This is a genomic window from Sandaracinus amylolyticus, assembly GCF_021631985.1.
Lineage (GTDB): Bacteria > Myxococcota_A > Polyangia > Polyangiales > Sandaracinaceae > Sandaracinus > Sandaracinus amylolyticus_A.
Genome location: NZ_CP070225.1, coordinates 6,077,358 through 6,091,139, shown reverse-complemented (window position 1 = coordinate 6,091,139; position 13,782 = coordinate 6,077,358). Strand labels below are relative to the sequence as shown.

Sequence of the window (13,782 nt, the reverse complement as noted above, 5' to 3'; positions counted from 1 at the left end):
CGGAGGTTGAGCCGGTCGTGATTATCTGCTGGTCTCAAGCGGCGATACGAACGGAGAGTGCCAGTCGTGCCCGGCGGTTTGGGCTCGCCGATCGGGAGCTAGAGAGATCCTCATCGTGTCGATCGATCCCTGGATCCTCGTGGCCGTCTTCGGCGCCACGACGGCGTTGCTCGGTTGGGCCCTGTGGTCGGTGAAGCTCGAGCTCTACACGCGATGGTCCGAGGTCGGACCGCTGCGTCGCGGCGAGCGCTTCGACGAGATGATCGCGACGCTCTCGCTCAGCACCCTCACGCACTGCAACGACCTACGGATCCTGCAGAACGGAGATGCGTACTTCGCCGCGCTGCTCGCCGACATCCGGGCTGCGCGCTCGTCGGTGCACTTCGAGACGTTCCTGTGGAAGACCGGCGAGTGCAGCGCCGCGCTCGTCGACGCGCTCTGCGATCGTGCGCGCGCCGACGTGCCGGTGCGGGTCCTGCTCGACGGCATCGGCGGGAAGATCGAACGCGAGGAGCGCGAGCGCCTCGAGGCGTCGGGCGCGACCGTCGTCTTCTACAACCACGCGCGCTTCCGGAACCTCGGCACGTACAACACGCGCGACCACCGCAAGCTCGCGGTGATCGACGGCTGCATCGGCTACGTCGGCGGGCACTGCATCACCGACGACTGGCTGGGTGACGCGCAGGACCGCGCGCACTTCCGCGACACCAGCGCGCGCGTCGAGGGCCCGATCGTGACCCAGCTCCAGGGCGTGTTCTCGGACAACTGGACCGAGGCGGCGGGGGAGCTGCTCGTCGGGGAGGAGCTCTTCCCGGCACCGCGCGCGTCGGGGCACGTGACCGCGCACCTCTCGTATCTGAGCCTGGCGCGAAGGACCTCGTCGCTGAAGGTGCTGCACCACCTCGCGATCGAGTCCGCAGAGCGAGAGATCCTGATTCAGAACCCGTATTTCCTGCCGTTCGGCGGGGCACGCGACGCGCTCTGTCGCGCGCGGAAGCGCGGCGTGCGGGTGCGGGTGATGGTTCCCTCGCGCGAGGCGACCGACGCGAAGATCGTCAGTCACGCGACGCGCCATGCGCTGCGCCCGCTGCTCGAGTGCGGCATCGAAGTCTACCTCTACGACCTCACGCTGCTGCACCAGAAGGTGTTCGTGATCGACGGAGTCTGGGCGGGCATCGGCTCCACGAACTTCGACGATCGATCGATGGACATCAACGAAGAGGTCACGCTGAGCGTGTTCGACGAGGGCGTCGCCCAGGAGCTCGCCGCGGCGTTCGAAGCCGACCTCGCGCATGCGCGGCGGCTGGGCCTCGAGGAGTGGCGCTCGCGCAGCGTGCTCGAGAAAGCGGCCGACTGGCTCGCGTGGAACGCGCGCGCGCAGCTCTGATCCGTGCGCCGCGGCGCGCGTGATGCACCCATCGGCCGGGCCGCGCTCGTCGGCGAGACGAGGCGCAGAAAGGAACGAAGCAATGCGAGCTCTCGTCTATCACGGGGTCGGCGACATCCGCCTCGACGACGTGCCCGAGCCCCGGATCGAGCAGCCGACCGATGCGATCGTGCGCCTCACTTCGTCGGCGATCTGCGGCACCGATCTCCACTTCGTGCGCGGGACCGTGTCGGGCATGCGGTCGGGAACGATCCTCGGTCACGAGGGCGTCGGGGTCGTCGAGGAGCTGGGAGAAGAGGTGCGCAACCTCGACGTCGGCGATCGCGTGGTGATCGCGTCCACCATCGCGTGCGGGAACTGCTCGTACTGTCGCGCCGGGTACTACGGGCAGTGCGATCAGGCGAACCCCTCGGGCAAGCGCGCCGGCACGGCGTTCTTCGGAGGGCCCGAAGCTGCGGGCGCGTTCCACGGGCTGCAGGCGGAGAAGGCGAGAGTCCCTTTCGCGAACATCGGGCTCGTGAAGCTGCCCGACGAGGTCAGTGACGAACAGGCGATCATGCTCTCGGACATCTTCCCGACGGGCTACTTCGCTGCCGATCTCGCGGCGATCCACGCGGGCAGCACGGTCGCGGTGTTCGGCTGCGGGCCGGTGGGGCAGTTCGTGATCGCGAGCGCGAAGCTGCTCGGCGCGGGGCGCATCATCGCGATCGACGGCAACGAGGACCGACTCGCGATGGCGCGCCGCCAGGGCGCGGAGATCATCAGCTTCGAGCGCGAAGATCCGGTCGAGACCATCCTGACGCTCACCGGCGGCATCGGCGTGGATCGCGCGATCGATGCGGTCGGTGTCGACGCGGTGCACGCGCACCACGGGCCCGCGGCGAAGCGCGCGAAGAAGCACGCACGAGAGGACGCGGGTGACGTGCAGAAGGTCGCGCCGGTGCATCGCGACGAGGCCCCCTTCGTCCCCGGCGATGCGCCCGCACAGGCGCTCTCGTGGGCAGTGGATGCGCTCGCGAAGGCGGGGACGCTGGTGATCGTGGGTGTCTATCCGCCCGCGATGGAGCATTTCCCGATCGGTCAGGCGATGAACAAGAACCTGACGATCCGCATGGGCAACTGCAACCATCGCAAGTACATCCCGCACCTCGTCGAGCTCGTGCGCGCGAAGGTCATCGACCCGGTCGAGATCCTCACGAAGGTCGAGCCGCTGCACGACGTGAAGAAGGCCTACGAGGCGTTCGACGCGCGGAAGCCGGGATGGCTGAAGGTCGCGCTGAATCCGAGCGCGTGAGCGAGCGTGTGAGTCGGTCGGTGACTGGCATGCTCCGGTCACCGACTGACGTGCTCGTCACACGCCTCGCGGAAGCGGCGTCCAGCGCGGCTCTTGCCGAGCGAGCTCGTGCACGCCGCGATCGCTCTTCACCACGACCATCGCGACGTCGTGCCAGCGCTCGAAGAGCTCGTCCTCGAACACCCGCACCGCGACGTGCGAGCCCGGCTTCAGCTCGATCCACGCGTGGACGATCGCGCGCTGGTCGTCGAGCGTCGTCGCCACGCCTTCGAGCTCGCCGTTGACGAGGATCAGCGATACCGGCACTCCGTCGAGCGGCATCGTGCGATCGGGCGTCGGCGCGAAGGGATCGATGCGGCCGTCGACGCGATATCCACGACGACGCGCCAAGAGCCGTCCATCGGGCTCCGGCTCCGGGACGAGGCGACGCAGCGCCACGAGATCGCGGGGGCGCAGACTGCCGAGCTGCAGTGCGAGCGCACCGTTGCGGTCCTGCCAGCGCGCGATTCCTTCGAGCTGCAGCTCGCCGAAGCACGTCGATGGAATGCGCAGGTGGACCGGCTGCCCGAGCGCGGGAGTCAGGTTGGTGCGCACCAGGACGTAGCTGGGCCCACAACGCTCGATGCGGCCATACGCGCGCTCGTTGCCCGCGCTGAGAATGGCAGTGCGCGGCTCCGCAGGAGCCGGAGGAAGGGTCGTTCGCGTTCCCATCGCGACCTCGAGGCGTGCGGCGTCGTCGTGAGAGAGACGAAAACCGCGAGCGCCGAACGGCTGGGTAGCATCTCGATGCGCCCAAGGCGAGCGCAAGAGTTGTGCAGCGAGATTGGATCAGACTCGCTGCGTCGTGTCGGTCCAGTCGGCACGACTGGCGCTCATCCCGATCCGATCAGATCAAATCGCTCACGCCCGCGGTGAGCGCGGGATCGGCGCAGGTGCCGTAGCCCTCGAGCTCCTCGCCGAACGCGTTCGCGACCGCAACGAGGATGGGATTGTGCGAGGTGCGGCTCGCACCGATCGGGGCTTCGCCGATCTGCGCGGTGCGGCCCGGCGCGACCACGCGACGGCCCATCGTGATCGCGCCGTTCGCGCCGCCCGCGAGCACGATCGGCACGTGCGTCGTGCTGTGCCCCGCGCCGTGGCCGCCCTCGTTGCCGACGAGGATCAGCGTGCTGTCGAGCACGTTCGCGGCGCGCAGGCGCTGCATGAGGCGCGCGACCTTGCCGAAGTAGTAGCGGTTCATGCACGCGACCGCGCGCTGCACCTCGAGGCGCGACGAGCCCGAGACGTGCGCGATCGAGTCGTGGAAATTCGCGGGAACGAGGTAGTCGGTGCCGGTCGCGGCGAGCTCTTCGGGCCGCGGGGTGTCGTCGTCGGGATTGAGCCCCGCGACCATCCGAGGCGAGGTGCCTTCTCCCGCGGTGTTGCCGAGCACGATGGTCCCGAAGCGCGTGAGATCGCAGATCAACATCTGTGCGAGGAGCTCGATCTGGAGATCGGTGATCAGATCGAAATACGGGCTGCCTCCATTCGGACCATTGGAGACGAGGTAGTCGTCGGCGGGATCCGGATTGCCACGCTCCGCGCGGCGCGTGGGGACGCTGCACATGCCCGCGATCACCGGATCGGAGAGCCGGCGCTCCATGTCGCGCACCACGGTGAGGTGTTGATCGAGCTTCTGTCGCTCTTCCCCGGCCAGGCGTGAATCGAGGCGCTGGATGTCGCCTGCGACGAAGTCGAGCACGCTCGCGCCGACGCGACGCCGGCGCTCTGCGGCCGCGCGCGCCGCCTCGTCGTTGGGGATGATCAACGACGCGAAATGACGATCCCAGATCGCCTCGGGGCTCGTCATGCGCGCGAGGGGCGCGCCCCCGGCGCCATAGGCGATGCAGCTCGACGACATCAGCGGGGCGAAGTCGACCTCGGTGCAGAGCTCGACGGATCGGAACGGAGTCTCTCCGCCGTGTCGCGCAGCGAGGTATTGATCGAGCGACTCGTTCTGGAGGTTCCAGTCGGTGCCGTCTCCGCCGGTCGCCGAGCTGCCGGTGAGGAAGATGCCGAGCGCGCCGTGCATCGGCACGTGGAGATCGCCGCCGGTCGGGCCGATCTCGCCGACGCCGTAGTCGAACCCCTCGAACACGATGATGTCGTCGCGGAAGCTCGACCCGTAGGTCGCGGCGTCGTCGAAGGGACGCAGGCACGAGTCCGCGTACGAGATGTCGAAGCTCGTGTCGGTCTCGCCCGCGCGGCGCGCATAGAAGGTCTGTGTCGTCGCGTGGAACATGCCCACTCCGACGAATTTCTGGGGGAGCGTGCCAGTCTGGGCACGCACCACGTCGTTCTCGAGCATCTTGTAGAAGGGCAGGGCGGCGGCGGCGAGACCGACCGTCTTCAAGAACGCTCGACGGGCTCGATGGACGCGCTCGCTCACGGGACTGCCCTCCTCTGCACGAAGAGCTCGCTGCGCACGAGCTCGATCCAGATCTCCACCAGGCTCGAGCGACGCTCGTCGGGCATGCGGCCCCACGCGTCGAGGAACGACGCCTCGAGCGGCTGCGACGAGCGCGCCGACGCGAAGCGGAAGAGGTTGCGCGCGAAGCACGCGTGGGCCTGCGGGCTCTCCGCGAGCATCGCGACGAGCTCGCCTCCATCCGCGAACGGACCGTTCACGTCGGTGCCCACGAGCTCGCCCGATGAGTCCACCGGCGTGCCGTTCTCCTCGGTGCGGAACGCCCCGAGCTGATCGAAGTCCTCGAACGCGAAGCCGAGCGGATCGATCAGGGAGTGGCAGCCCGCGCAGACCGGGTTCGTCGAGTGCTGTGTGAAGCGCTCGCGCGTCGTGCGCGCGGGAGGAGGCGTCATCATCGCCTGCTCGGCGACATCGCCGGTGGGCGCGGGCACGTCGAGGCAGAGGATGCGGCGCAGGATCGTGACGCCGCGCTTCACCGGCGAGCTCTCGTCGCGCGCGGCGTGGGTCGCGAGGAACGAGGCCTGACCGAGCAGGCCGCGGCGCGGTGTGCCCTCGAGCTCGGCGCGCGACCAGTCGTCACTCGTGACCTCGAGACCGTAGAAGTCGCGCAGCGTGCCATTCGCGAGCGTGAAGTCGGCGGCGATCAGCGACTCGAACGTTCCGTCTCCCGCGAACACGACGTCCTCGACGAAGCGGCGCGTCTCTTCTTCCATGAGCGGACGCAGCGATGTGAAGTCGTGGGTCTCGGAGTCGCGCGCGACGTAGTGCAGCGTGTCGAGGCCGAGCCACTCCTGGACGAAGCGCACGACCTGCGCGCGGGCGCGCGGATGCTCGTCGAGGAGACGTCGCGCTTGGGCCTCGCGCTGATCGGGCGTGCGCAGCGAGTCCGCGGCGGCGGCCTCGAGCAGCGCGGCGTCGGGGGGCGAGGCGGTGAGGAAGTACGAGAGCGCCGAGGCCGTCTCGTAGGCGTCGAGCGTGCGATCGAGGTCGTCGCCGGCGCCGATCTGCGGGACGTAGAGGAACGACGCCGACTGCAGCACGGCCTGGAGCACTGCGGACACGCCCTCTTCGAACGTGCCGCCGTTCGTCGACGCGAGCGTGAAGATCGCGAGCAGCCCTTCGATCTCGAGGTCGGTCGCGGGCCTGCGGAACGCGCGTGTCGCGAGGGTCGTGACGAAGGTGCGCGGGCAATCGGCGGCGCTGCGATCGCAGGGCACGACGGTCGCGAGGTGCTCGGTGACCGCGGTGGTCGCGATCGCTTCGGCCGCGGTGCGCAGCTGCTCGCCGAGGGTCGCGTCGACGCGGAGCGCGGCGCTCGCGGTGTAGCCCGCGACGCGGGCGTCGCCTGCGAAGCCGTCGGACGCATCGGTCTCGAAGCCGAGCAGATCGGCGACCGAGTGGTCGTACTCGTGGCGCGCGAGGCGGCGCACCGACGAGGGCTGGATCGCGAGCTCCGTCGGATCGCGCGGATCACGCGGGCCGCGTGGCCCGGCGGGCCCGGCGCCGAGCTCGCCCTGGCAGCCGAGGAGGGCGAGCGCGACGAGCAGGTGCGAGGGTCGAGGACGCATTCGCAGCGCGGATGAGCAGCGCATGTGCCACCCGCAATTGCCGTGAAAATGCGCCGATTTCGGCGGGTGAAGCGCGCGCTGGCAGGGTGTTGCCCGCCAGGGCCGGGGGATCGAGACCGCTGGGATCGAGCGTACGAGTTGGTGGTATGGAGCCGAACGTGTCTCACCTCTCTCCGTCGTTCGTCCGCATCGTCACCTCGGCTCCCGCGCTGGAGGCCGCGCTCGACGAGCACGTGTGCTCCGCGCCGGGCTTCTACGAGCTCGTCGATGCGTTCGGAGAAGGATCGTCGTTGCGCGTCGACGCGCTGCAGTCCGCGATCCGCGCCATCCCCGGTGCGAGCGCTGCGCGGATCGCGATCGCGGCGACGCGCACGCCCGCGCTGGTCTGCGCGCTCGGCGCCGCGCGCGAGATCCGCGAGAAGGCGCGCGCGCAGCTCGGCGCGCTGAGCCCACGCATCGCGCGACCGGTGCGGCCGCTGAGGCCGGAGCCGACGCCGTGGGAGCAGCGGACGTGTCGCGTGGGGTCGTTGCGCGTGCGCTACGTCGACGTGGGCACCGCGCGGGCGGGAACGGTGCTGCTGGTGCACGGGCACGCATCGTCGCTCGAGGAGGGCACTGCGCTGATCGAGGCGCTGTGCGCGCGAGGGTTTCGAGTGCTCGCGCCGGATCTGCCGTGGTGCGGTTATTCGGATGCGCCGGCCGAGCTCCCGCGCGCGACGAGCGACAGGCGCGCTCCGATCATCGATCTCTACGTGGAGGTCTGTCAGCGATTCCTGCACGCGGTCGGGGTGACCGGTGACGTGATCGGGATGGGTGGCAGTCTGGGCGGCAACGTCGTGTTCCGATTGGCGCACGCCGCGCCTCGGCGATTTCCGCGCAACGTCGTGTGGTCGCCGGGCAGCGCGTGGCGCGAGCCGCCGGGCGGGGAAGAGACGCTCTTGATGTTCGCGTGGCCCGATCGTGCCGGAGAGAACGGGTTCATCGAGTGGTCGGTGACACGCCAGGGAGGCCACTGGTACGGGCCGCACTTCCCCGACGCGGCGCGTGATCGCGCGCTGCGCGAGGCCGAGCTCTATCGGCGCGAGCGATACTCGCGCGACTTCCACCTCGCGTGGCTGTACGTCGCGATCCAACAGCTCGCGACGTCGCTGCACGACATCGCCGACGACGTGCGCGCGGAGATGGTGATCCTCGCGGGCGAGCACGACGTCGGGATGGGGCTCCACGAGGAGACCGAGCTGCTCGCGAAGAAGGTCGCCTGCCTGCGCAACGCCGACGTGGGGCATCCCGAGGTGCGCGTCGCGCGCTGTGGGCACTCGCTGCACAACGAGATGCCCGAGGCGCTCGCCGACCACGCCGCGAAGCTCGCGGCGCTGCGGTGAGGTCAGCGCTCCGCGGTCGGGATCGGGATCACGCAGCAACAGCAGCCGCTGGCGATCGGCGCGAAGACGCTGGTGGCGAGGGCGAGCACCACGACGGCGACGAGCGTGCGCATGCGCGTCGTGCATAGGCACGATGGAGTTGCGATCGCGCTCGCGCGCCCCATGTGCCTCGGATGGTGCCTCTCTCGGTTCTCGATCTCGCGCCGATCGTCGAAGGCTCGGACGCGGCGCAGGCCCTCTGGAATTCACGCGATCTCGCCCAGCACGCCGAGCGCTGGGGATACCGGCGCTTCTGGCTCGCCGAGCACCACAGCATGCCGGGCATCGCGTCGGCGGCGACCTCGGTGGTGATCGCGCACGTCGCCGCCGGCACGGCGACGATCCGCGTCGGTGCGGGCGGGATCATGCTGCCGAACCACTCGCCGCTGGTGATCGCGGAGCAGTTCGGGACGCTCGCATCGCTCTACCCGGGGCGCATCGATCTCGGCCTCGGGCGCGCGCCGGGCGCGGACGCGATCACGGCGCGCGCGATGCGTCGCGATCTCGCGACCGCCGCCGACGCGTTCCCCCACGACGTGGTCGAGCTGATGCACTACTTCCGGCCCGAGCCCGGCGCCCGCGTGCGTGCCGTGCCGGGCGAAGGGCTCGACGTGCCGCTGTGGATCCTGGGATCGAGCCTGTTCGGCGCGCAGCTCGCGGCCGCGCTGGGCCTGCCGTACGCGTTCGCGTCGCACTTCGCGCCGGCGCAGATGGAGCACGCGATCGAGCTCTATCGACATCGGTTCCGGCCCTCGGCGCAGCTCGAGAAGCCGTACGTGATGCTCGGGCTCAACACGATCGTCGCGGAGAGCGACGAGGAGGCGCAGCTCCTGTCGACCTCGGTGAAGCAGGCGTTCGTCGCGCTGCGTCGCGGTCATCCGACGAAGCTGAAGCCTCCGGTGCGCGACCTCGATGCACGGCTCGATCCGATCGACCGCGCGATGATCGACTCGGCGCTCGCGTGCTCCGTCGTGGGATCGCCGGAGACGGTGCGTCGCGGGCTCCTGGCGTTCGCGGCGCGGACCGGCGCGGACGAGCTCATGGTGACCGCGCAGATCTTCGACCACGCGGCGCGGCTGCGATCGTTCGAGCTGCTCGCGCAGGTGCGCGACGCGATCGACGCGCCGCAGTGATCACGGAACATCCCGTGCGCCGCGTGCTGGTCACGTGAGTCGCCAGCACGCGCCGTCGTGCTCCGTGCGATCGAGCGGATCGCTGGGTTTTCCGTGCGACTGATGGAGTGCACGTGCGCGGTACGCGAGTTGCTGAGGTGGGACTCGTGCCGGCAACGTCGTACTCGTCGGTCCCTCACGAGCCAGCGGATGCGATCGCGGTGCATCCGGAGTGGCGCTTCTGGTTGGAGGACGTGCGCGACGCCGGCGTGGCGCGCGGGATCGCGCCCGGTGCGCTGCCTCCGCCGTTCCGCGAGCTGCTGAGGCGCGAGCCCAGCGACGTGCTGCGCGGCGTGGTGCTCGCCGCGTACTACCTCGGGCGCGACGCGTCGTGCTCGCGGCGTGCGTTCGAGGACGGGATCGTCGATCTGCCGAGCCGCGGAGAGATCGACGTCGAGCGCGCGCTGGTGCGATGCGCAGCGGCGCTCGCGTTGCCGCTCGAGGCGCGACGCACGGCCGATGGTGGTCGCGAGGTGAGGCTCGGCACGCACGTGGTCTCGCTGCGCGGGGTCGCGACGCACGCGCGCATCGCGGTCCGTCGCGGGACCCGCGTGGCGAGCATCGACGCGTGGACGATCATGGCCGCGATCAACCTGCTGCTCGCCGCGAGCCGCGACGCGCGTCGCTTCGTTCCGCTGCGGAGCGCGCCGGGCCTCGCGGTGTTCCTGCCGCTGCGGAGGAGCCAGGCGGGACGGCTCGCGGCCGCGGATCAGATCGACTGCGAGCGACCGAGCGACTGGAGCGATCTCTTCGACGCGAGCGCGCCGGCCGGGATGTCGGGCGTGCGGGCCGCGCCTCGATGGCGCGACGACGAGGACGAGGAGCCCGCGTCGATCGTGCCGCTGACCAAGGCGAAGTGCGGCGCGTGCGAGGCGCGCAAGGCCGAGGACGCGCGACGCCGCGCGACGCCGCCTCCACCTCCCGCTCCGCGCGCGCCCGATCCGCCGGCTCCGGAGGTCGATCGCGACGCGCTCGATCGCGCTGCGATCGCGCGCGCTGCGGCGCGGGTCGCGCGGCTCGTGCCGCCACCTTCTCCGGCCGCGGTGCGCGTGTCGTCGGCGCGCGTCGCGCCTCCGCCGCCCGGCGTGCCTCGGATCGCACCGAGCGACACGAGGTCCGTGCCGCCGCGCCCTCGCGCGATGCCGCCGCCGCCCGTGCGCACGATCCCTCCGCCTCACGCCGACGCCACACGGGTGCGCGTGCCACGCCCGTCGGAGGTGCTCGAGGGCGACGACGCGACGTCGCGTGATCGCCGCGAGAGCGGGTTCGTGCGCCGCGCGCCCGCGCCGCGCCGCACTGCGGGCACCTGATCGCACCGCGCGACGCGACGCGCCGGAGGTCGTCGCCTCGTCGCCGCGGGCGGACGTGCGACGTGCTCGCGCGGTGAGACGACGTCACGCGGCAGAGCCGCCGCGTGGCGTGCCCAGCGCACGCGGACGTGCACGCGCGCGACACTCGCGGATCGCCCGGGAAACGCCGAGCGTACGGCGACACGGGCGATCCGCTGCGTCCGCGCGTCCGGGGCTGGAATGCGTGGTGCAGTCGCGGCCCAGGCGATGGTGGTCGCGTCGCGCTCCGCGAAGGAGGTCGACTCGATCGATCCGCCATGCGGTGTGGCGTGCGCGTCGCGATGTGCGCGCGACGCTCGCGATCGACGTGGAGTGACTCGTTCTCGCACGTGGGATGCGTGCGTCCGGAGGTCCTGATGAACTCGCTGTTCGCGCTCGCTCTCAGCACTCCGATCTGGGGCTTCTCGCTGCAGCCCCCCGTGACGGCTGCGCCGGTCGTCCTGCCCGAGGTCGCTTCGCAGGTGCGCACCGTGGTCGACGAGGAATACGAGTACGACTACGGGATCGACACCGTCGCAGACGCGAACGCCGAGGCGCGCAATCTGGCGCTGATGGACTGGACTCGCGCGCTCAACGTCACGACCACGCTGGCGATGGCGGTCACGGGCGCGTTCGGGATCATCCAGTTCTACGACGAGTACCACTTCGAGAGCGAATACTCCGAGACGCCGTGTGGAATGGGCGCGCAGGGCGATCCGGTGTTCGACTACTGCGGTGACTCGACGCCCGTTCCCCACCTGATCGCGGCGAGCGTGAGCGCCGGCGCGCTGATCTCGACGTTCATCGTCTCGACGCAGATCGACTTCGATCGCGCGGAGCGCCGCGACGGCGACTGGCGCACCTACGAGACGACGCGCTGGATCGCGCTCGCGCTGGGCATCCTGCAGGCGGGCGCCGGGGCGTTCCTCGCGAACATCACCCGCACCGACGTGCTCAACTACGAGGACCCGGACGACTTCGACATCCTCCAGGGATTCGCGGTCGCGCACGCGGCGCTCGGTGTCGCGAACGTCGGCATGAACCTCGCCAACTCCATTCTTCTGTTCTGAGCCTCTTCGAACAGATGGACGGACTGGCACGCTCGTCTCGCGAGCGTGCCAGTCGTCGTCGTCGTGGAAGACAGGAGTGCTCGCATGTCCGGTCTCGCTGCGCTCGTGTGGACGACATCGGTGTGGGGACTCGCGCTGCAGCCCCCGAGCATGCCCGTCGCGCTGACGCTCGCGCCGATCGCGCAGCTCGAGGAGACCACCGAGCTGTCGCTCGACGCCGAGGCGCTGCGCGCGGAGCAACACGACGCGACGATGCGCGAGTGGACGCGCACGATGTCCGCGGTGACCGTCGCGGTGTTCGCGGTCGCCGGGACGCTCGGCGCGCTGCAGTTCCACGACGAGTACGGGTTCCACGACGACTATGCGGACACCGCGTGCGCGCGCGGCGACGCGCTGCTGGACCACTGCGGCGAGCAGACCCCGTGGGCGCACCTGATCGCGGTCGGCGCGACCGCCGGGCTCGGGCTCACGACGTTCGTCCTCTCGACGCAGGTCGACTACGACATCGCGTCGCGGCACGACGAGGACTGGCGCATCTACGAGGTCACGCGCTGGGTCGGCCTCGGGATGTTCGTCGTGCAGGCGATCGGCGGGTTCCTCATCGCGAACGCGGAGCGGTTCGGATGGGCGGATCCGCAGGACGACTTCGACACGATGCAGGGGCTCGCGATCGCGCACCTCGGGCTCGGCGCGGCGACGTTCGGCCTCGAAGTGTTCAACACGTTGATCTTGTTCTGAATCGCGAATGCGTGGCGCGCGGCCTCTCTTTCGGCGCGCTCTCTCGTGGCTACACGCAAACGTAGAGAGCGGGGGCGAGGAGGAGGCCATGCGCAGGGTGTCGATCGGTCTCGCATGCTTGCTCGCCGCGTGTGGCGGAGCGGACGCGCGACCCGACGAGGGCGCGGGAAAGCCGAGCGCGGGCGCGGAGAGCCCGAGCGCACGGTCCGAGGTTCGCCGGGAGCTCGCGCCCGCGCAGGTCGCGGGCCCGAGGGATCTCGACGTCGAGGTGCAGGGCGAGACGCCGGTCGGGGCGCTCCTGCCCGAGAACGCGCGCGACTACTCGGTGCACGTGCAGATCCGCAATCGCCGCGACGTGCCGCTCGAGATGGGCGACACGTTCGGGATGGTGGCGGTGTACCGCGGGCCCGAGCTCGTCGAGGGGTGCGGCGGCGAGCGAACACGGCTCGCGGTGCCGCCGGTGCTCGGCCCGCGCGCGTCGGTGCGCACGTCGCTCTCGCTGCCGTGCGCGCTGCCCGATGCGGGCGAGTACGACGTCGTGGTGCTCGTCGCGCCGAACGCCGACGACGACGTGATCGCGCCCGACGAGACGCGTCGATCGGTGGCGATGCGGCTGACCGTCGACGATCAGACCGCGCCGTTCGAGAGCACCGTCGTGCCGCGCGCCGCCGTGTATCCGCCCGCACCCAGCGCGACGCTCCCGGTGCCCACGCCGTTCGACGTGCGACCGACGACGCCGGCGCCCTGACCCACGCTCACGACCGGAGCAGGGTCGCGAGGGTGCCGAGCAGCGTCCCGAAGTCGACCGGCTTCGAGACGAGCGCGTCGCAGCCCGGGCAGATCTCCTGCGCGGGCACGCCCCTCGGCGCCGCGGCGGTGACCGCGACCACCGGGATGCCGCGCGTCGCGGAGCTCGCTTTCAGCTCCCGTGTCGCCGACGCGCCGTCGCGCACCGGCATCATCAGATCCATGACGATCGCATCGGGATGCTCGAGCCGTGCGGCCTCGATCGCCTCCGCGCCGTTGCGCGCCTCGATCACGTCGTGCCCGCGTGCGCGCAGGTAGTCCGCGAGGAGCTCTCGGAAGTCGTCGTAGTCCTCGGCAACCAGGAGGCGAGCCATGCCGCGGCGCGAGTGCGAAGCGCATGCCGTGCTCCTCACGCCCGCGAGCGCGGTCGTTGCGAGGCGCCGTCGCGATGGTGGATCTCCACGGCCTCGGGTTGCGGTGTCGCCCTCGTCGAGCGTCGCATCGCGCCCTCGTCTCGGCGGTGGAGCGTGTCGCAGCAGCGCGATCCGTGGCGGAACGCCGCGCTCGCGCGACGTGCATGCGAGGCATTC

The 13,782-nt window shown here is 70.6% G+C and carries 12 protein-coding genes; 8 read left to right on the top strand and 4 right to left on the bottom strand.

Features of this window, described 5'->3' with window-relative positions; all coding sequences use genetic code 11:
* The first annotated feature begins 115 nt into the window (after positions 1 to 115).
* Positions 116 to 1,387: a phospholipase D-like domain-containing protein gene (locus tag I5071_RS25785; RefSeq protein WP_236515492.1), complete on the top strand. Its 1,272-nt coding sequence runs from the start codon at positions 116 to 118 to the stop codon at positions 1,385 to 1,387.
* 82 nt (positions 1,388 to 1,469) lie between these two features.
* On the top strand, positions 1,470 to 2,681 hold the full coding sequence (locus I5071_RS25780) for a zinc-dependent alcohol dehydrogenase (protein ID WP_236515491.1): 1,212 nt from the start codon (positions 1,470 to 1,472) through the stop codon (positions 2,679 to 2,681).
* A gap of 57 nt (positions 2,682 to 2,738) precedes the next feature.
* On the opposite strand, the gene I5071_RS25775 is transcribed toward I5071_RS25780, so the two are convergent.
* The 3 genes from I5071_RS25775 to I5071_RS25765 all read right to left on the bottom strand — a co-directional run bounded on the left by I5071_RS25775 (position 2,739) and on the right by I5071_RS25765 (position 6,716).
* Positions 2,739 to 3,392 (bottom strand): hypothetical protein, encoded by a 654-nt coding sequence (locus tag I5071_RS25775; RefSeq protein WP_236515490.1) that lies wholly within the window; start codon positions 3,390 to 3,392, stop codon positions 2,739 to 2,741.
* A gap of 175 nt (positions 3,393 to 3,567) precedes the next feature.
* Positions 3,568 to 5,109 carry a DUF1552 domain-containing protein gene (locus tag I5071_RS25770; RefSeq protein WP_236515489.1) on the bottom strand — a complete coding sequence of 514 codons (1,542 nt, stop codon included), beginning with the start codon at positions 5,107 to 5,109 and terminating at the stop codon, positions 3,568 to 3,570.
* Positions 5,106 to 6,716, bottom strand: coding sequence for a DUF1592 domain-containing protein (locus I5071_RS25765; RefSeq protein WP_236515488.1), 1,611 nt, complete (start codon positions 6,714 to 6,716; stop codon positions 5,106 to 5,108). The genes I5071_RS25770 and I5071_RS25765 overlap by 4 nt, the downstream gene beginning before the upstream one ends.
* A 158-nt stretch (positions 6,717 to 6,874) precedes the next feature.
* Here I5071_RS25765 and I5071_RS25760 point away from each other — a divergent pair, with 158 nt between their 5' ends.
* From I5071_RS25760 to I5071_RS25735, 6 genes are all read left to right on the top strand, one after another.
* A complete protein-coding gene (locus tag I5071_RS25760) occupies positions 6,875 to 8,098 on the top strand; it encodes an alpha/beta hydrolase (protein ID WP_236515487.1) in 1,224 nt (407 codons plus the stop codon).
* Positions 8,099 to 8,271: 173 nt separating this feature from the next.
* Positions 8,272 to 9,270, top strand: a complete 999-nt coding sequence (locus I5071_RS25755; RefSeq protein ID WP_236515486.1) for an LLM class flavin-dependent oxidoreductase — start codon at positions 8,272 to 8,274, stop codon at positions 9,268 to 9,270.
* A 146-nt stretch (positions 9,271 to 9,416) separates the two neighbouring features.
* Positions 9,417 to 10,619 (top strand): hypothetical protein, encoded by a 1,203-nt coding sequence (locus tag I5071_RS25750; RefSeq protein ID WP_236515485.1) that lies wholly within the window; start codon positions 9,417 to 9,419, stop codon positions 10,617 to 10,619.
* Positions 10,620 to 11,014: 395 nt separating this feature from the next.
* Complete coding sequence (locus tag I5071_RS25745) at positions 11,015 to 11,707, top strand: hypothetical protein (protein WP_236515484.1); 693 nt, start codon at positions 11,015 to 11,017, stop codon at positions 11,705 to 11,707.
* An 84-nt stretch (positions 11,708 to 11,791) separates the two neighbouring features.
* The gene (locus I5071_RS25740) at positions 11,792 to 12,445 is read left to right on the top strand and encodes a hypothetical protein (protein WP_236515483.1); all 654 of its coding nucleotides are present in this window, start codon (positions 11,792 to 11,794) and stop codon (positions 12,443 to 12,445) included.
* Positions 12,446 to 12,533: 88 nt separating this feature from the next.
* Complete coding sequence (locus I5071_RS25735) at positions 12,534 to 13,193, top strand: hypothetical protein (protein ID WP_236515482.1); 660 nt, start codon at positions 12,534 to 12,536, stop codon at positions 13,191 to 13,193.
* A 7-nt stretch (positions 13,194 to 13,200) separates the two neighbouring features.
* Here I5071_RS25735 and I5071_RS25730 read toward each other — a convergent pair whose 3' ends face one another.
* Positions 13,201 to 13,566 (bottom strand): response regulator, encoded by a 366-nt coding sequence (locus tag I5071_RS25730; protein WP_236515481.1) that lies wholly within the window; start codon positions 13,564 to 13,566, stop codon positions 13,201 to 13,203.
* Positions 13,567 to 13,782: the final 216 nt, after the last annotated feature.